The sequence below is a fragment of the Phenylobacterium sp. LjRoot225 genome (assembly GCF_964252855.1).
Taxonomy (GTDB): Bacteria; Pseudomonadota; Alphaproteobacteria; order Caulobacterales; family Caulobacteraceae; genus Phenylobacterium.
In genome coordinates, this window is record NZ_CAXUPL020000001.1 from 1,519,080 (window position 1) to 1,535,969 (window position 16,890).

17 protein-coding genes are annotated in these 16,890 nt (G+C 68.5%); 8 read left to right on the plus strand and 9 right to left on the minus strand.

Annotated elements, in window-relative coordinates; translation table 11 throughout:
• Positions 1-22: 22 nt before the first annotated feature.
• The 4 genes from ACSQ2B_RS07245 to ACSQ2B_RS07260 all read right to left on the minus strand — a co-directional run bounded on the left by ACSQ2B_RS07245 (position 23) and on the right by ACSQ2B_RS07260 (position 3,566).
• Complete coding sequence (locus ACSQ2B_RS07245) at positions 23-1,312, minus strand: nucleotide sugar dehydrogenase (RefSeq protein WP_436048599.1); 1,290 nt, start codon at positions 1,310-1,312, stop codon at positions 23-25.
• 152 nt (positions 1,313-1,464) lie between these two features.
• Positions 1,465-2,316 (minus strand): flagellin, encoded by an 852-nt coding sequence (locus ACSQ2B_RS07250; RefSeq protein WP_436048601.1) that lies wholly within the window; start codon positions 2,314-2,316, stop codon positions 1,465-1,467.
• A gap of 285 nt (positions 2,317-2,601) precedes the next feature.
• Positions 2,602-3,120, minus strand: a complete 519-nt coding sequence (locus ACSQ2B_RS07255; RefSeq protein ID WP_436048603.1) for a TadE/TadG family type IV pilus assembly protein — start codon at positions 3,118-3,120, stop codon at positions 2,602-2,604.
• On the minus strand, positions 3,117-3,566 hold the full coding sequence (locus tag ACSQ2B_RS07260) for a TadE/TadG family type IV pilus assembly protein (protein ID WP_436048605.1): 450 nt from the start codon (positions 3,564-3,566) through the stop codon (positions 3,117-3,119). Before ACSQ2B_RS07260 ends, ACSQ2B_RS07255 begins: the two co-directional genes overlap by 4 nt.
• A 216-nt stretch (positions 3,567-3,782) precedes the next feature.
• On the opposite strand from ACSQ2B_RS07260, the gene ACSQ2B_RS07265 reads away from it, so the two are divergent.
• Positions 3,783-5,354, plus strand: coding sequence for a pilus assembly protein TadG-related protein (locus ACSQ2B_RS07265; RefSeq protein WP_436048607.1), 1,572 nt, complete (start codon positions 3,783-3,785; stop codon positions 5,352-5,354).
• Positions 5,355-5,482: 128 nt separating this feature from the next.
• Entirely contained in the window at positions 5,483-6,823 is a 1,341-nt protein-coding gene (locus ACSQ2B_RS07270) for an aminotransferase class I/II-fold pyridoxal phosphate-dependent enzyme (protein ID WP_436048609.1), read from the plus strand.
• Between the two features lie 25 nt (positions 6,824-6,848).
• Here the strand turns inward: ACSQ2B_RS07270 and ACSQ2B_RS07275 are convergent, their stop codons facing one another.
• Entirely contained in the window at positions 6,849-7,358 is a 510-nt protein-coding gene (locus tag ACSQ2B_RS07275) for a response regulator (RefSeq protein ID WP_436048610.1), read from the minus strand.
• A gap of 154 nt (positions 7,359-7,512) precedes the next feature.
• Positions 7,513-7,911: a hypothetical protein gene (locus tag ACSQ2B_RS07280; RefSeq protein ID WP_436048611.1), complete on the minus strand. Its 399-nt coding sequence runs from the start codon at positions 7,909-7,911 to the stop codon at positions 7,513-7,515.
• Between the two features lie 90 nt (positions 7,912-8,001).
• Between ACSQ2B_RS07280 and ACSQ2B_RS07285 the strand changes: the two genes are divergently transcribed.
• Positions 8,002-8,319 (plus strand): hypothetical protein, encoded by a 318-nt coding sequence (locus tag ACSQ2B_RS07285; protein WP_436048612.1) that lies wholly within the window; start codon positions 8,002-8,004, stop codon positions 8,317-8,319.
• Between the two features lie 91 nt (positions 8,320-8,410).
• Here ACSQ2B_RS07285 and ACSQ2B_RS07290 read toward each other — a convergent pair whose 3' ends face one another.
• Entirely contained in the window at positions 8,411-10,252 is a 1,842-nt protein-coding gene (locus ACSQ2B_RS07290) for a transglycosylase domain-containing protein (protein ID WP_436048614.1), read from the minus strand.
• Positions 10,253-10,447: 195 nt separating this feature from the next.
• Here ACSQ2B_RS07290 and ACSQ2B_RS07295 point away from each other — a divergent pair, with 195 nt between their 5' ends.
• The 3 genes from ACSQ2B_RS07295 (at position 10,448) to ACSQ2B_RS07305 (ending at position 14,170) form a co-directional block, all read left to right on the plus strand.
• Positions 10,448-11,452 carry a class 1 fructose-bisphosphatase gene (locus tag ACSQ2B_RS07295; RefSeq protein ID WP_436048615.1) on the plus strand — a complete coding sequence of 335 codons (1,005 nt, stop codon included), beginning with the start codon at positions 10,448-10,450 and terminating at the stop codon, positions 11,450-11,452.
• 103 nt (positions 11,453-11,555) lie between these two features.
• Positions 11,556-12,701 carry a glycosyltransferase gene (locus tag ACSQ2B_RS07300; protein WP_436048616.1) on the plus strand — a complete coding sequence of 382 codons (1,146 nt, stop codon included), beginning with the start codon at positions 11,556-11,558 and terminating at the stop codon, positions 12,699-12,701.
• On the plus strand, positions 12,698-14,170 hold the full coding sequence (locus tag ACSQ2B_RS07305; protein WP_436048618.1) for an ArnT family glycosyltransferase: 1,473 nt from the start codon (positions 12,698-12,700) through the stop codon (positions 14,168-14,170). The genes ACSQ2B_RS07300 and ACSQ2B_RS07305 overlap by 4 nt, the downstream gene beginning before the upstream one ends.
• A 127-nt stretch (positions 14,171-14,297) precedes the next feature.
• Here the strand turns inward: ACSQ2B_RS07305 and ACSQ2B_RS07310 are convergent, their stop codons facing one another.
• Positions 14,298-14,588: a hypothetical protein gene (locus tag ACSQ2B_RS07310; RefSeq protein ID WP_436048619.1), complete on the minus strand. Its 291-nt coding sequence runs from the start codon at positions 14,586-14,588 to the stop codon at positions 14,298-14,300.
• A 265-nt stretch (positions 14,589-14,853) separates the two neighbouring features.
• Between ACSQ2B_RS07310 and ACSQ2B_RS07315 the strand changes: the two genes are divergently transcribed.
• The gene (locus ACSQ2B_RS07315) at positions 14,854-15,114 is read left to right on the plus strand and encodes a hypothetical protein (RefSeq protein ID WP_436048621.1); all 261 of its coding nucleotides are present in this window, start codon (positions 14,854-14,856) and stop codon (positions 15,112-15,114) included.
• Positions 15,115-15,141: 27 nt separating this feature from the next.
• Here ACSQ2B_RS07315 and ACSQ2B_RS07320 read toward each other — a convergent pair whose 3' ends face one another.
• Positions 15,142-16,107, minus strand: a complete 966-nt coding sequence (locus ACSQ2B_RS07320) for a hypothetical protein (protein ID WP_436048623.1) — start codon at positions 16,105-16,107, stop codon at positions 15,142-15,144.
• 330 nt (positions 16,108-16,437) lie between these two features.
• On the opposite strand from ACSQ2B_RS07320, the gene ACSQ2B_RS07325 reads away from it, so the two are divergent.
• The gene (locus ACSQ2B_RS07325) at positions 16,438-16,638 is read left to right on the plus strand and encodes a hypothetical protein (protein ID WP_436048625.1); all 201 of its coding nucleotides are present in this window, start codon (positions 16,438-16,440) and stop codon (positions 16,636-16,638) included.
• Positions 16,639-16,890 lie beyond the last annotated feature (252 nt).

Below are 16,890 nucleotides of genomic sequence, written 5' to 3' on the forward strand. Positions count from 1 at the left end.
GAGGCCCCGGCGTTCTCCTGTCCTAGAGCCGCAGGTCCGTGACCGCCTTCGGCAGCAGGCCCTTCACATCGAACAGCACCGCGCCCGGCTTGCCGAGCGCACGGATCCAGTCCTCGCCCAACTCGGCGAACTGGCGATGCGCCACCGCCAGGACGATGGCGTCATAGTCGCCCGCCTCCGGCCGCGCGATCAGGTCCAGCCCGTATTCGTGGCGCGCATCGGCCGGCGCGATCCAGGGATCCCAGACCTCGACCTTCGCCTGGTAGTCCGCAAGCTCCTGGACGATGTCGATCACGCGGGTGTTGCGCAGGTCCGGGGTGTTCTCCTTGAAGGCCAGGCCCATGACCAGCACCCGGGCTCCGTTCACCACCGACCCGCGCCGGATCAGCTCCTTGACCAGCTCGCGGGCGATATAGCCGCCCATCCCGTCGTTGATCCGCCGCCCGGCCAGGATGACCTCCGGGTGGTAGCCCAGCGCCTCGGCCTTGTGGGTCAGATAGTAGGGATCGACGCCGATGCAGTGGCCTCCGACCAGGCCGGGGCGGAAATTCAGGAAGTTCCACTTGGTGGCCGCAGCCTCCAGCACCTCCTGGGTGTCGATGCCCAGCCGATGGAAGATGAGGGCGAACTCGTTGATCAGGGCGATGTTCAGGTCGCGCTGGGTGTTCTCGATCACCTTGGCGGCCTCGGCCACCTTGATCGAGCTGGCGCGATGGGTGCCGGCGCTGACCACCGTGGCGTAGAGGGCGTCGACGAACTCGGCGGCCTGCGGCGTCGAGCCGGCGGTCACCTTGACGATGTTGGCGAGACGATGCTGCGGGTCGCCCGGATTGGCGCGCTCCGGGCTGTAGCCGGCGAAGAAGTCGCGGTTGAAGGCCAGGCCTGACACCGCCGCCACCGCCGGCACGCAGTCGTCTTCGGTGGCGCCGGGATAGACGGTGCTCTCGTAGATCACCACCCCGCCCTGCCCGATCGCCCGGCCGACCGTCCGGCTGGCGGCCAGAAGGGCCGAGAGGTCCGGCTGCTTGTGGGCGTCGATCGGCGTCGGCACGGTGACGATGAAGACGTTGCAGCCGGCCAGATCCGCCTCGTCGGCGGTGACCTGCAGGGTGCGCGCGGCGGCCAGGGCCTCGGGCGAGACCTCCAGCGTCCGGTCGTGGCCCGCGTTCAGCTCGGCGGCGCGCTGGGCGTTGAGGTCGAACCCCACCACCTCGTGGCCGGCCGCGAAGGCCACCGCCAGCGGCAGGCCCACATAGCCCAGGCCGAGCACCGCAATCTTCGCGGGCGTCTGGGTGAAGGGGTTCTGCAACATCGGGATCTCGGCGGAAGTCAGCGGCGGCCGGTGACTAGCACGCTTTGCGGCCGAAGCGGAAAAGGTCGCCTACGTGGAAATGCGAACGCCGGCGGAGGTCTCCCTCCGCCGGCGATGCGTGGCCGGCGGGCGCGAACGCCCGCCGATCAGCCCTAGCGGAACAGCGACATCAGGGTGGAGCTCGACTGGTTGGCGATATTGAGCGCCTGGATGCCCAGCTGCTGCTTCGTCTGCAGCGCCTGGAGCTTGGCGCTTTCCTTCGCCAGGTCGGCGTCCACCAGGTTGCCGACCCCGGCGTCCAGGGTGTCCTGAAGCTTGCCGACGAAGGTGAGGTGCGACGCCAGCGATCGCGAGCCCGTGCCGAGTTTGGACAAGGCGCTGGACACCGCGATGATCGCACTGTTGACGATGGTGATCATCGAGGCGGCGGTGGACTGCGCGCCGATCGAGGCCGTGGCGCTGATGCCCGACGCCCCGCCGAGCGCCGCCGACCCCAGGGACAGGTCCTGGGCCGCGACCGTGATCAGCTGGGTGCCGTCGGCGTTGGCCAGGGCCATCACCGTCGAGGGCGCCGAGGCGGTCGCCTTGATCATGTTGGCGCCGTTGAACTCGGCGTTGTCCACGGCCTTCTGGATCTGGTCGCGGAGCGAGGTGAAGTCGTCGTTCAGCGCGATCCGGCTGTTGGTGTCGAGGGTGGTGTCGGAGGCCGCCAGCGCCTTCTGCTTCATCTGCAGCAGCAGATCGGAGACGCTTTCGCCGGCGGCCATGGCCACGTCCACCGTGGACTGGCCGCGCGAGAGAGATTCCTTGACGGCGTTCAGGGAGCCGGACGTCGCACGCTGGTTCTGGGCGATCGCCCAGATGGCGCCGTTGTCCTTGGCCGAAGCGATCTTCAGGCCGGTGTTGATCCGCGACTGGGTGGTCGACAGCTCCGTATTCGTCATGTTGAGGTTTTGCAGCGCCACCATGGCGCCCACGTTGGTATTCACGCTGTTCATCGGCATGAACCGCACTCCTTGTTTCAAGGTCGACGGCTATCATTTTGACGGCCGTGGGCGTTTTGCCCGCCAACCACGCCGCAATTGCCGGGCCAGTCGGCAACGCCGACCCCTCGAGCGGCTCACCTGACTGATTTCGCTAGGTGTTTTCGGAAACCCCGCCGTCGCGCGGGGTCGGCAAGAATTACACGGAAAGAAGATGTTGCCGGGCGCCGGCCGGTTTTGCCCGGCAGCGATTGCCGCGACGCCAATTCGCCGGCGACGGATCTCGGCTGCGGCGACCGACCGCGCCTAGAGCTTCTGGACCTGCTGCGAGAGCCTGGGCCGCAGATAGGCCTTCTTCTGCATGGTGAAGGCGCTGGGCAGCACCAAGGCGAACAAGGCGTCGTGGCCGAAGGTCACCTCGGCGACGATCACGCTCTCATCGGCCTGCAGGTAGCCGGCAGGCACGGATGGGGATCCGCCAGCCGTCCAGTTGCGGGTGGCCGACCAGTCGACGCTGACCGTCCCGCTCGAATTCGCCGAGAGGCTGGCGATCCGCTCGCCCAGCTTGGCGGTGGGGAACGGAGCGACCATCAGCGTGCCGGCCAACAGGATGTCGTCCAGGTCGGCGGTGGTCACGGAGCGGTTCTGCGCGGTCAGGTCCGCCAGGGCCGCGGCCACGTGGGCCACGCGCCGATGCGCCTCCCAGGCCTGGACCGTCTCGACCGCGCCGAAATGGCAAAGGATCAGGATCGGCGCGACGAGGGCGAACTCCATCGCTGCAGCGCCGCGCTCGCACCGACGCAGGAGCTGAAGGACGCGGCTCATGCGTAGGGCTCGTTGCGGAATGCGGCGCGCGCGTCGAGCAGGGCCTCAGTCGGCCCGGCCAGCTGGAAGTTGCCCGCATACATCGGCAGCACCAGCGGCCAGCGATAGGTCGCGCGGACCAGGATGATGTCGCCAGGGCCGCCGGAGTCGAACTGGCCCGCCGGCGCGGTGTTCGCCGCCGACTGGGCGGTGGCGAAATCCGACATCTTCTGCACGCTGATCGCCAGGCGGCCGCGGCAGTCGGCGGGGTCGTCGATCATGCTGTCGCAGATCAGCGTGGTGAACTCCGCGGCTGTCGCCGGCCGATCCGATTGGCCGGTGCGGATCTTGCGCGCCGCCGCCATCACCGCCGTGTCAAGATTTGTCGATATCACCTCGAGCATCCCGATTTCGATGGTCGCCACGAGAATGGCGATGAACATCGGCGCGATGAGCCCGAACTCCATCGCGGTCGCCCCCCGATCGTCCTTCCTGAAAGCGCGACCGCGCAACGGCTTCATCCCCTTGACCTCACGACGCCAAGTCTAGGTCGGCAGCGCCAAGAAAAGGTTACAGATCAACGGGTCCAATATTTAACCCTTATACGAAGCCCCGCCTTAACCGCGTCGCGCCATTCTCCTCCCATGCAGGTACGCCGCACGGAAAAGGCGATGAAGACATTGATGACGCAGGCGCTCCGACGCCTTCGCGCCGACGAGCGCGGCAACATTGCGATGATTACGACGCTCGCCATCATTCCGCTGACCGTGGCCTCGCTCGGCGCAGTCGACCTGACCCGCACGATCGCCGCCCGCGTCGAGCTGCAGGACGCGCTGGACGCCGCGGCCCTGGCCACCGGCCGCAGCGACAGCCAGGACGCCGCCCAGCTTCAGGCGCTCGGCGAGCGGATCCTGAAGCTGAACCTGAGCGGCGCGAGCGACTTCACCCTGACCTCCGCCGTCTTCACGATCGGGGCGAACAACCAGATCGTCGCCTCGGCGAAGGCGACCTTCCAACCCATGCTGACGTCGTTCAGCGGCGGCGGGCCGGTCGACCTGGCGGCTTCGACGGAGGTGATGCGCGCCAACAGCATCCTGGAGATCGCCATGGTGCTGGATAACACCGGCTCGATGGGCGACACCCTGGGCTCCGGGGGGTCGAAGCTCTCCTACCTGAAGACCGCCGCGTCGAGCTTCATCGACACCATGGCGAAGGCGTCGAAACAGAGCACCATCTCCAACTCCATCCAGATTTCGCTGGTCCCGTTCTCGAACATGGTGCGGGTCGGCTCGACCTACCGGAATGCGACGTGGATGGACCAGAGCGGCGTCTCGCCGCTGAACAACGAGATCTTCACGACGGCCGCCGGCGTGACCCAGACCGGCAATCGATGGGCCTATTTCGACAAGATCGACCCCTGGCGCGGCTGCGTGGAGATGCGCAAGGCGCCCTACGACATCCAGGACACGCCGCCGACCAGCGCAGACCCGGCGAGCCTCTTCACGCCCCTCTTCGCACCCGACGAACAGGACGAGCAGAACGGCAACGACTATCTGAAGGATCCGACCAAGGACGCGAACGGCAATACGCTCACCACCTGGTGGGCCGTACAGGGCGACACCAACAAATATCTGACGGTCACCGCCAAGCCGAAGCCGAGCGGATCGAAGGGGCCGAACGCAGGCTGCAGCCTGCAGACGATCCAGCGACTGACGACGGACTTCACCGCCCTGAAATCCGCGGTGAACTCCATGACCGACGGCGGCGAGACCAACATCCCCAACGGCCTGATGTGGGGGTGGCACACCTTGTCGCCGAACGCACCCTTCGCCGATGGCGTCGCCTATCTGACGCCCAAGCACAAAAAGATCGTCGTGCTGATGACCGACGGCGACAACACGATGAGCACCAAGGGCGGCAACAACAACTCGAACTATTCCGCCGCCGGCTTCGTCTGGCAGGGCCGCTTCCTCAAGGCGGACGGCACGAAGCTGAACGCCATCTACAGCTCCGAGACCGATCGGACCGCAGCGATGGATTCCCGCCTGAAGAAGCTCTGCGCCAACATGAAGGCCAGCAGCGTCGATATCGAAATCTACACCGTGGGCGTCGGCGTCACGACCGCCAACAAGGCGCTGCTGCAAGCCTGCGCCTCCGGCGCTGACCACTATTTCGACGTCACGGCGGGATCGAATCTCACCTCCACCTTCCAGAGCATCGCCAACCAGATCTCCCAGCTCCACCTCTCGAAGTAAAATCCGGATATCTGAGCGCGAGTGGATGGTAAAATTTGCGGTAACCCTACACGTCCCGGCTGTATACCTCGCAATAAGGCCTGCCTGTCATAGTAAGCGGACAAGTTCGAAGACAGGTGGGCCAGCGGATGCTTAACGGGACGTTTAACTATACGCCGCCATCGGCGCTCACCGGCAGCGCGCGCGACTATCGATATCCCCGTGGCGCCGATTTGCAGGCCAGGATCGAAGGCTTCTACAAGTGGCAGAACCTTCGCCGCCAGCACGGCCTGTGGCCGTTCTCGCGGTCCGCCGAGGAGAGCCCCTCCCCCGTGACGGCCGCGCGCGATGACGCCGGCGGCCACTTCCGCGGCGTCAATTTCGCCAGCGAAGACTATCTCAACCTGGCCTCGCACCCGGCGATCAAACAGGTCGCCCACGAGGTGATCGACCAGTTCGGCATGCACAGCGCCGGAACCGCCGCCATGCTGGGCGCCACCGCCCACTCTGTGCGGCTGGAGCGCCGGATCGCCGACTTCCTGGGCGCCGCCGAAGCTATCCTGTTCCCGACCGGCTGGGCCGCGGCCTATGGCGCCATCAAGGGCCTGGTGCGGCCGACCGACCATGTGCTGATGGACGCCCTGGCGCACCCGTCGCTGAAGGAAGGGGCCGCCTCCGCGACCAAGAACATCTACCTCTTCCGCCACAACAGCGTGGAAGAGTGCCGCCGCTGGCTGCAGAAGATCCGCGCCAAGGACGTCCAGAACGGCGTCATGGTGGTGACCGAGAGCCTGTTCGCCCTGGAGTCCGACACGCCGGACCTCAGGGCCCTGCAGGCGCTTTGCCACGAGTTCAACGCCACCCTGCTGGTGGACGCCGCCCACGACCTCGGCGCGCTCGGCCCGGCGGGAAAGGGCGCGCTCGGCGACCAGGACCTGCTCGGCAAGGTCGACCTGGTGGTGGGGACCTTCTCAAAGAGCTTCGGCTCCAACGGCGGCTTCGTCGCCTGCCGCAGCCGCGAGGCCAAGGAGTACCTTCGCTTCTTCAGCCCCTCCTGCGCCTATTCCACCACCCTCTCGCCGATCCAGGCGGCGACGGCGATGAAGGCCTTCGAGATCATCGAGAGCGCTGAGGGCCAGACGCTACGCGACCGGCTGCTGGGCAATATCCAAGGCCTGCGCCGCAGCCTGATCGACGCCGGGTTCGAGGTCCACGGGGCGCCCTCCGGCGTCGTCTGCGTGAAGATCGGCGCCGAGGGCCTGGCCCGCCTGGTCGCCCGTCGCCTGCCGGACGCGGGATTGATCGCCAACCTGGTGGAATTCCCCGACGTGCCGAAGGGCCACGCCCGGATCCGCCTGCAGGTGATGGCCAACCATACCGACGACAACCTCGGCGACGCCGTCACGGCCCTGGCGACGGCCCATGCGGCGGCCTGCGAGGAATTCGAGTGGCTGACCCGCGAACGCGACAAGCTGCGGGCCCACGGCTAGCGTCCCGAGGTCGGCTCGAGCGGGGTCAGTTCCGGGACGAAGACCCGCCGTCGCTCCGACTGCGGCGCTCCGCGCCGTCGTAGTCGCGATCCTCACGACGGCGCCGATCGGGGCCGAAATAGGCGGGCGAGCGCACGAAGCCTCTGGTCTGGAAGATCAGCGCTTCGATCCGCTTCAGCAGCGACGTGACATTGAACGGCTTGGCCAGGAACTCGTTGGCGCCGACGTCCCGCGCCGCCAGCACGCGCCGCTCGTCGGCGTGGCCGGTCAGCATCAGAATCGCGACGTATGGGTTCGGGCTCCTGGGATCGTTGCGGATGCGCCGCACCAGCTCCAGGCCGTCGCCGCCGGCGCCTAGGTTCTGATCAAGGATGACGAGATCGATCATCTCGTTGCGAAGACAGTCGAACGCCTCGGACGCCGTGACGGCCTGGCGGATGTCGTTCGCCCCCACCCCGCCGAGGATGGACTTCACCAGTTCGGCGGCCTGACGGTTGTCGTCGACCACGAGGATGCGGACGCGGCTGAGGTCCATGTGGCCTTCGGTTCCCGGGCTGACTTGCGCCGATTAGGCCAGGCCCGCGCGCCTGACCACTATCCAGCGCGCGCAGCGGCCCAGATGCACGGAAAAGCTGCATCCGTTGTAGCGCCCGTCCGACGGGCGGTCCTAGGGCTGCCCGCCGAATCGGTCAGCTTTTATCGCGCGTCCGACGCCGCCCGCCGGACTTGCGCTGCGAGATCGCGACCGCGGCCACGCCCGCCAGGGCGAATGCGAGCAGAGCTCCGGTGGCCCGCCGCGAGCTGGGGCCCACCATAAATCTGTGGAACATGTCGCTGTCCGCCCCCCACCAAGCGCCGCTCGGCTTGTGGAATCCGTAGCGTTTGAAGCTCCAGGCGGCCTCCCGCGCGAGGTCGGCCGCCTCGGAGGCGCTGCGCCGCGTGGCCATCACTTCCACCTCGGGGGCGATCTCCCGCGGATCGTCATTAAGGCGCCAGCTTTGACGCGTGACTGTAAAGGCGCGACCAAGGGACGCCTTGCGCGATTGGCGATGGCGCGCGTTGAGGAAGCGGTCGAACGAGGCGCTCATTCGGGATAGCTCTTTCGGCGTGCGGCGCTCATAACGCGCAAAGCACGCAGCGGACCCCTGGCCCCCTCGTTCAGCTGCGTTGGAGTACTCATGAGAGAATTCGTCGATCTGCGTGGCGCTTCCGGGACCCTCTACCGATTCCGGCTCTGGCCGGAGGGTGGAGCCCATCCGCCCATCGCCGGCAACTACATCGTGCTGCGCGAAGATGCGAATGGTCCGAAGGTGTTGCTGGCGGGAATCACCAGCGACCTGTCTCAGGCCGCCAACGAAAGCCGCAAAACGGCCGCCAAAGACCCCTCGGCGCGGCTCTACACGCGCCTGAATGTCGCGCGCGCCGTGCGCGCCGCCGAGCACGAGGATATCGTGGCCGAACACAAGCCCGCGGTCCTCAGCGCCGGCGAGCGCTAGCCTCCGAGGTTTTCCCCAGGTTATCCCCAGGTTTTTGCGGCCCGCTTTGGGGGCTGGCCGCGAACGCCGGACGGGAGCCAGGCCCGGGCCGTCAGCCGATCGGCTCCGCCAGCGGCGCGGCCTGCGCCGGCGCGAGCCCCACTGCGGGCGTAGGCCCTAGCGGAGCGGTGGTGAGCATGGGCGCCGGCGCGACGAGCGGCGGCGGCGGGCCCGGCGGGATCGGCCCGGTCGACAGGCGCTGAACGCCGCTCGACATCACGCTGCGCCAAAGCTCGGCGGGCGCCGAGCCTCCGGTGATGCTGCGCATCGGCGAATTGTCGTCTCGCCCCATCCAGACCACCGTCGTCAGATTGCCGGTGAAGCCGCAGAACCAGGCGTCGCGGTAGTCGGATGTGGTGCCGGTCTTGCCCGCCACGTCGCGGCCGGGCATCGCCGCGCGCGCCCCGGTGCCCGAGCTGATCACCCCGCGCAGCATCTGGTTGAGCGCGCCGAGCGCGGGGTTGCCGATCACCTGGACCGGGGCCGGCGCCCGACGCTGCCAGACCACCACGCCGCCGGTCGTGCGGATCCGCTCCACCCCATAGGCTGCGACCCGCTGCCCGCCGTTGGCGAAGGCGGCGTAGGCCTGGGCCATCTCCAGCGGCGACACCTGGCTGGTGCCAAGCGCCATCGCCGGGTCGGTGTTGATCGGCGAGGCGACGCCCAGCCGCCGCGCCGTGGCCGCGACATTGGTGCGGCCGACCTGGTCGGCCAGCCGCACGGCGACCGTGTTGACCGACTGGGCGAGCGCCTGCTGCAGGGTGATCGGGCCGAGATAACCGTCCTCATAGTTGCGCGGCGACCAGGTCCCGAAGGCCACCGGCTCATCGACCACCGGCGCATCCGGCGTCAGCCCGGCCTCCAGGGCGGTCAGATAGACGAAGGGCTTCCAGGACGAGCCCGCCTGGCGCCGGGCGTCCGCCGCCCGATCGAAGGGACTGGCGGTGTGGTCGAGGCCGCCGACGAAGGCGCGGACACGGCCCTGCCCGTCCACCGCCACCACCGCGGCCTGGCCGACGCCCTGCTTGGCGTAGCGGGCCACGGCCGAGCGCGCCGCCTCGCCGGCGGCGGTTTCGAGGGCGGCGTCGAGCGTGGTTTCGACGACCAGATCCTGACGCGGCGCGCCCACCGCCCGGCGCGTCTCGCCGTCCAGCCAGTCGAGGAAGTACTGCGCCGCGTCGTGGGGCGGGGTCTTCCAGACCTTCGGGTTCTGGGCCAGGGCCTTGGCGCGCTGGGCGGGCGTGATCGCCCCGGTCTCGACCATGGCGTTCAGCACCAGGCGGCTGCGCTGGGCGGAGGCTTCCGCATGGTCGGTCGGGTTATAACCCGTGGGCGACTTGGGGATGGCGGCCAGAATGGCCGCCTCGCGCAGCGTCAGACGCGACGCCGGCTTGTTGAAATAGCGCTGCGAGGCCGCCTCGATCCCATAGGCGCCCGAGCCGAAATAGATCCGGCTGAGGTAGAGGGCGAGGATCTGCTGCTTCGAATAGGTGCGCTCAAGCTGGATCGAATAGAGCAGCTCGTCGGCCTTGCGCTGCAAGGTGCGGTCGGAACTGAGGTAGAGGTTGCGCGCCAGCTGCTGGGTGATGGTCGAGGCGCCCTGGGCGGCGCGTCCGCGCTCGATGTTGGTGACGATGGCCCGCGCGATCCCGCGCGCATCGAAGCCGGTGTGCTCGTAGAAGCGCCGGTCCTCGATGGCCACGAAGGCCGCCGGCACGTAGGCAGGAAGGCGCGCCATGTTGACGGGCGGGGCATAGCGGCCGCCGCGCACGCCCAGGACCGTCCCAGAGCGGTCGACGTAGGTGATCTGCGGGTCGCGCCGGATCGGCGGCAAATTCGGCAGCTCGGGCGACGGCAGGCTGAGCGACAGGGCGGCGAGCGCAGCAGCGATCACGCGGAGGCTTCCTCAAAAGTAAGCGAGGTGGAGAGTGCTGCGTCCCTTCTGTCGCGTGAGCGGGCAGACGCAAAGATAAATCGCGGTAATCCGCGCCGACTGGCCAAGACCGGCCCCACATGCTTCAAGATCGCCCGTCGCGCCGGCATGGTGCGGAACCTTGGCCTTAAGAGGGCCGCCTCGGAGATTGTTTCTATGCCCGTCACGCTTGGCCAGTATTTCGCGCAGTCGGGAGCCGACCCGAGCCTGGTCGAACTGCTGCTGGCTGTCTCGATCGGCTGCGAACGGATCAGCGCGGCGGTCCGCCGCGGCGCCGTGGGCGACATCCTGGGCGCGCTGGAAAGCGAGAACGTCCAGGGCGAGACCCAGAAGAAGCTGGACGTGATCTCCAACGAGCTGCTGCTCGAGGCCTGCTCGCCGGCCTCGCGCCTGGTCGCCATCGGCTCGGAAGAGATGGATGGGATCTACGAGGTCCGCAAAGTCGGCCCGCAGGGCGGCTTCTTCCTGCTGTTCGACCCGCTCGACGGCTCCAGCAACATCGACGTCAACGTCTCGATCGGCACCATCTTCTCGGTGCTGCCGGCGCCGACCTCGGCGACCGAGCGCGACGCGACCGAAGCCGACTTCCTGCAGCCCGGCCGCAGCCAGATCGCCGCCGGCTATGTGGTCTACGGCCCGCAGACCACCCTGGTGCTGACGCTGCGCGCCGGCGTGCGCGCCTTCACCCTCGATCCGGTCACCGGCGAGTGGCTGGAGACCAACGAAGCCCTGGCCATCCCGCCCGAGACCAAGGAATTCTCGATCAACGCCTCGAACATGCGCCACTGGGCTGCGCCCGTGCGCCAGTACGTCGAAGAGTGCCTGGCCGGCGATACCGGCCCGCGGGGCAAGAACTTCAACATGCGCTGGGTGGCCTCGATGGTCGCCGACGTCCACCGCATCGTCATGCGCGGCGGCGTCTTCCTCTATCCGTGGGACGCGCGCGAACCCAACCGCGCCGGCAAGCTGCGCCTGATGTACGAGGCCAATCCGATGGCCCTGTTGGTCGAGCAGGCCGGCGGCGCGGCTTTCGACGGCCAGGGCGCCACGCTGGACTGCAAGCCGGTCTCCCTGCACCAGCGGGTTTCGGTCATGCTGGGCTCCAAGGCGGAGGTCGAACGACTGGCGCGCCTGCACGCCGAAGCGCTGCAACCTGCCTGAAGACGGGCCTGAATCGAAGCATTCTGGCGCGAGACGCTCTGACGGCTCGACATCGCCTTCACCTTGCGGTCTTTACCAATCGGCCACTCTCAGGGAGCCTCTCTTGTCGCAGGATGAAGCCGACCGCGCCAGCCGCCCGGTCACGGCGGCCCGCGCCCCCGAGCCCTTGCGCCGGCTGGAGCTTTCCGTCGTGGTGCCGACCTTCAACGAGGTCGCCAACGTCGAACCGCTGATTCGCAAGCTCGAGACGGCGCTCGCCGGCATCGAGTGGCAGGCGATCTTCGTCGACGACGACTCGCCCGACGGCACCGCCGAGGCGGTCAAGGCGATCGCCGCCGACGACGGCCGCATCGCCTGCCTGCGACGCATCGGCCGCCGCGGCCTCGCAGGCGCCGTGATCGAAGGCGCCCTGGCCAGCGCCGCGCCCTACGTCGCGGTGATCGACGGCGACATGCAGCATGACGAGAGCCTGCTGCCGGCCATGCTGCAGGTGCTGCGCGGCGGCCAGACCGACCTCGTCATCGGCAGCCGCTATCTCGAGCCCGAAGCCCGGGTGGTGAACGGCCTCGAGGGCCATCGCGCCTGGGGCAGCCGTTTCGCCAACTGGCTGGGCCGGCGCGCCCTGGCGGTTGACCTGACCGATCCGGTAAGCGGCTTCTTCATGGCGCGGCGCGAGGTGATCGACCGGGTGGCGCCCAAGCTCGCGGCCAGCGGCTTCAAGGTGCTGTTCGACATCGTCGCCTCCCAGCCCCAGCCGCTGCGCTGCGTCGAGCTCGGCTATGAGTTCCGGCCCCGGGTCGCCGGCGAGAGCAAGCTCGATAACGGCGTCGTCGCCCAGTACCTCAGCCTCCTTGGCTCCAAGATGACCAAGGACGTGATCTCCCCACGCGCGCTGATGTTTCTCGCGGTGGGCGGCAGCGGCGTCGTCGTCCAGCTCGCCGCCCTGGAGGTGCTGCGCCACTTCGGGATGCAGTTCGCCGCCGCCCAGACGGTCGCCGCCCTGCTGGCGATGACCTCCAACTTCCTGATCAACAACACCGTCACCTACCGCGACCGGCGCAAGCACGGCTGGGGCATGGCGGTCGCCTACGCCCGCTTCTGCCTGCTCTGCAGCGCCGGCCTGGCGGCCAACGTCGGGGTGGCGACGATTGTGCGTCCCTATGTTCCTGCCGACTGGATCGCCAGCGTCGCAGGCGCGGGCGTCGGGGCGGGCTGGAACTACGTCACGACGGCCCTGGCGGTCTGGTGAGCCTTGGCGGTGTGGTGAAGCAGGCGCGGCTTTCGCCCGCCCAGCGCCTGCTGCTGATCGCGCTGACCCTCACGGTCATGAGGCTGGTCTTCGCCGGCCTGATCCCGCTGACGGAGGACGAGGCCTACTACCGCCTCTGGGCCCAGCACCCGCAGGCGGGCTACCTCGACCATCCGCCGATGATCGCCTGGTGGATCCGGCTGGGCCAGCTGATCGCCGGCGACACGGCGCTGGGCGTGAGGCTGGTTCCCGCCCTGGCCACCGGCCTCGTCACCTGGCTGATCGGCGACCTCGCACGGCGGCTCGGGCTTGCGGACGCGACGGCCGAGCGCGCGGCGCTCTGGTACAACGCCACCTTCACGGTGGCGCTCGGCGGCATGCTGGCGACGCCGGACACGCCGGCCTGCCTGTTCTGGACCCTCACCCTCTGGCAGCTCGCGCGGCTCTGGCAGGGCGAGACCCGCGCCTGGTGGCTGGGCGCCGGCGTCGCCGCGGGGCTGTGCTGCCTCTCGAAATACTCCGGCCTCTTCCTCGCGCCCGGCGTCGTCGTCTGGCTTCTCCTCGCGCCGAACGGCCTGGCCGAGCTGAAGCGGCCCTGGCCGTGGCTGGCGGCGGTCTGCGCCGCCGCCGCCTTCGCGCCGAACGTGATCTGGAACGCGACGCACGACTGGATGACCTTCGACAAGCAGTTCGGCCGCGTCGGCGGCCACGGCCTGCACCTGGACCGATTGCCGGAGTTCCTGGTCACCCAGTTCCTGCTGCTCAATCCGCTGATCGCCGTGCTGGCCGCGCGCGGCGCCGGCCGGGCCTGGCGCGGGCGCAAGGTCGCGGACGTTCCGCGCGTCCTGCTGCCGCTCGCCATCGCCGCCCCCTTCCTCCTCTATCTGACGGTCCACAGCCTGCATGACCGGGTGCAGGGCCATTGGCCCGCGCCGGCCTTCGGCGCCCTGGCGATCGCCGCCGCCTTCGCCGCCGAGACCAGCCGCCTGGGCCTGCGGCGAGCCACGCCGATCCTCGGCCTGGCGCTCTCAGCCCTGGCGCTGCTGCACCTCGCCGCGCCCTCGCCGCGGCTGGGCGATTCCGACCCGGCGCTGCACATCCGCCAGTGGCCGGCCTTCGCCCAGGAGGTGGAGGCGCAGCGCATCGCCCAGGGCGCGACCTGGGTCGGGGTGCAGAGCTATGGCGTCACAGCCCAGATCGAGGCCCAGCGCCGCATCGCCGCCCCGGTGGTCCAGATCGCCGACCGCGAGCGCTATTTCGACTGGCAGAAGGGCGCCGACCTCTCCGGGCCCGGCCTGGTGCTGGACCTCGAGCGGCGGATGAAGACCGCGGATCTCGAACGCTGCTTCGCCCTGGTGCAGCCGGTGGGCGTCGTCGATCGCGGCCAGGGACGCAGCCGCTGGACCCGCTACGCCCTCTTCCGCGTCTCGGGCCCGAAGCGCGACGTGCTGAGCCTCGGCTGTCCCTAGCCCCTTCCCGGTTCAGGTGGAATTACCTGAACCGGAAAAGAAGGGGCTATCTTCAAGAGCTTAGAGCGTGACGGCCGCCGCAACCGGCACCCACTTGCGGCTGTCACGCTCTAGGAGTCGTGGACTGTCAGGGCTCGTCGTAAACGATGACGGCGCAGCCGTCCTCGAGCGCCCGCGCGAAGCTGGCCAGCAGGTCGTCCGGAACCGCGTCCGGATCGGTGATTTCGCCGCTGCGCAGCGCCTGGGGGTCGATCCATCCGAGCTGGCCGAGGCCCTGAAAGGCGACGCGCTCGGCCTCGGCCTCGGTGTCCGCCCGCGCGAAGACCAGCAGGTCATAGTCGCGACCGTCGGGCTGAGAATTCTCAGGCCCGGCGATCGCCCGCATGGTGATGACGAAGACCGTCGCTAGGGGCGCCATCGCAGTGAAACGCGCGACCTACACGATCGGCTCGTCGCCACGCAGAAGGACTTGGCCGACCATCCGCATATCCGCCGCTCCGCAGGCGCTCCTCGGAACGAGACGGAATCTCAGCGTCGCCCAGCGCGGAAAGGGTCGTCAGTGCCCGCACGATCCAAGATCAATATCGAGATGTAGATCCCGGCTTAACCTATTGGAGCGGAACGCGATCTTAACAGAGATCGCCGCATGATTCACATGAGAACAACAGGTCAGGTGGTGATCGGTGTTTCAGTACGGAGCCCTTCGCGCCCTGATCCTGGGCGCCGCCCTCTGGGTTTCGGCGACCGCCGCCCAGGCGGCGCAAGCCGACCCGCAAGCGCCCGCCGCGTCCCCGGCGCAACCCAGCTTTACGCCGGCGATCCTGCGCGACAAGGACCTCGGGCCCACCGTTCCACAGATGAGCGCCCGCGTCTGGTCCGAGCTGCGCCGGGTTCGCGGCCGGGCGATCCGCGCCGCGCAAGAGCCCGCCGCCCGCGCCACCTGAGATCGGCCCGATCTTCGGCCAAGACGGTCAGAGACCGGAGACGCACCCCTCGGACGTCTGCTCCAGACCGCTTGGCAAGGCCGCGATCTGGCGGAACATGCGGCGCGCGTTGACCAGGTTGTCGGTGGCGATGGAGAACAGGGTCGGCGCCTGCCGATAGTCGGCCGAGAGCAGCACACCGCCGCCCTCCCGGCGGCAGAAGCCCTTGTCGACCAGCCAGCCGACGTGCCGACGCGTGGTCTCGTAGGGGATGCACAGCCGTCGCGAGACCTGCGCCACCCGTACGGGCGTGCGCTCCGCCTCGGGAATCCATCCCGCGCGGATCGCCACCATCTCCTGGGCGGCGGAAATGTGACCGCTGCTCGTGCGGATGACGTCGAGCAGGACCATCGCCGTCAGCACGTCCGGCACCTGCCGGTGCAGCACATCGAGGGTGCGAAAGAAATAGTCCGAGAGGACGCGGCCGACCGCGCGGACCGGCGCGGCCGGGTGATCGACCGGCAAGGGCTCGCAGGGCAGCGGCTCGACCAGCTCGGCCGCGCGCAGGTCGTCGTAGAATCGGAAGACCCGTTCATAGCGGCCCCGCATCGCGGCCACGAACTGCGGCGCCGCCAGCACCTCGGTCGGGGCGTAGACCCCGCCGCTGGTGCTCACCAGCATGCCCTGCCCCACCAGCTGGTTGATGTGCCGGCGGACGGTCTCGAAAGGAATGCGCAGGGAGGTGGCCAGCGCATTGATGCTTACCGGCCGGCGCAACGCGTCCGGCGGCGCGCTGTCGAGCCGGGCGTGGGCCGCCTGCAGGGCTGGGTCGCGGTTGAAGCGGTTGACGTTGGCCTCGATGACGGCGGCGAACAGGAGCGCGTCCAGCATCGGCGTGGCCATCCGGCCCAGGTCGCCGATATCCAGCAGGAAGCCGACGGTCAGGCGGCCGGCGACACGAGCCTCGACGGGGATCAAGGCGGCTGCGGGGCTCAAGGCGGCTGCTTGGCTCAAGGAGTCTGCGGGCTCAAGGAGTCTGCGGGCTCAGGGAGTCTGGCGTTTGCGCCGAATCCATATCCCCACCCCATCCTCCCCCGGATCAGTCTTTGTTCACTGAACCTTGTTTCGCCTCAGCCTCATGGCTTGGCAAGGGACGCGGTGTCTCACCCCGTCGGGGCGGTCGGCGATCATGATCGAGGCGCCGCGAGCCGACGACGCGCCGGCGCTTTCGATACGCCTACACGCGACAGGCGAATCCGGGTCTACGCGGGGGCCTCACGCGAACGTTAACCCTATGGAAGGGGCGACTCGCCGCTTCTTAAGCCGTTCGAGCCGAGTAAACCGATGTCAGAAGCCACCTACGTCGTCTTCGTCCCGAAAGCCAAACGCGACGAACTGCGCAAGATCCTCCGGACGGAGGACACGGGCCCCCTCGCCTGGCGCGAGCTGCGATCCTGGTTCGGCAGCGAGTTCTACTTCTCCGGTCCGCCGGTCCTGGCGCGCAAGGCCCAGGCCTATGTGGCCGAGTGGGTGATCTGCGGCTGAACTGACGAGACCTGTCTGAGGGTCGCGAAGATTAGAGACCCCGCGCCGCCCAGTTGCTGAGCCGGCGGCGACGATGGACGCTGACGGACTTGCAGCTCCAGACTAGACCAATACCGACAGAGACAAGTTAGCTCTCCGCTCAAGACGAGGGAGCCCCAGCTTCTGCCTTGATGCTGGACACCCCTGCCCGCACAACAACCTCAATAGAACAGAGGGGAAACGAAGTGCGGGCTATTCAACGTGATCTTCTGA